Raw genomic sequence first — 825 nt, forward strand, 5'->3', positions numbered from 1 at the left:
TCCCCGGCGCCGGGCGCCACGCTGCCCAGCCGCTCGCGCAACAGGGCACGGATGCGCAGGATCAGCAGGTCGCGGTCGCCGGATTTGGCGACGTAGGCGTCGGCGCCGCTCTCCAGGCCCTGCCGCTCGCCGTCGCGGGCGCCGGTGAGCATCAGCAGGGGGAGGGCGCGGGTGCGCAGCGACAGCCGGAGCTGGCGCGTCAGCTCGTCGCCGTTCATGCCGGGCAAGTGGTAGTCGGCGACGACGAGGTCGGGCAGGCCGTGGTTGAGGTGGTCCAGTGCCGCCTCCGCGGTGGCACAGCGCTCGACCCGGAAGCCATGGCTCTCCAGCAGCAGGCGCAGCTCCAGCGCCTGCGTCTCCGAATCCTCCACCAGGAGGATGCGGGCGGGCTCCGTCGCGGTGGCGGCATCGGCGTTCATGCCGGCCGGTCCGGCCAGGCGCCGGGCGAGGTGGCGGGCATGGCAGTAGGCATGGCGAGCCGCAAGAGGTGGGCGGAGATGCGGTCGAGTGGCAGGACCGCGCGGGCCGCCTTGAGGCGCACGGCCGCCGCCGGCATGCCGTAGACTACGGCGGTGCTCTCGTGCTCGGCCACCGTCTGCGCGCCGACGGCGTGCATGTCGAGGAGGCCGAGCGCCCCGTCCTCGCCCATGCCGGTGAGCAGCACGCCGAGCCCCGAGGCGCCGGCCTGACGCGCGACGGAGCGGAACAGCACGGTCGCCGCCGGACGCTGGCCCGAGACCGGCAGGCTGTCGAGGAGGCGCAAGGTCCGGCCGGGCCCGTATTCGAGGTGCCGGTCGCCCGGCGCGACGTAGACCCGGCCGGGCT

2 protein-coding genes are annotated in these 825 nt (G+C 75.2%); both read right to left on the reverse strand.

Translation table 11 applies throughout. The features are described 5' to 3' along the window. Nucleotides 1-419 (reverse strand): response regulator (locus tag FV222_RS27885; RefSeq protein WP_147816392.1); only part of this gene is annotated, 419 nt, incomplete at its 3' end. Beyond that, nucleotides 416-825, reverse strand: a 410-nt coding sequence (locus FV222_RS27890) for a CheB methylesterase domain-containing protein (protein ID WP_147816393.1), incomplete at its 5' end; no start/stop codon positions are given. The genes FV222_RS27885 and FV222_RS27890, both read right to left, overlap by 4 nt.

The organism is Methylobacterium sp. WL103, from assembly GCF_008039885.1.
Lineage (GTDB): Bacteria > Pseudomonadota > Alphaproteobacteria > Rhizobiales > Beijerinckiaceae > Methylobacterium > Methylobacterium cerastii.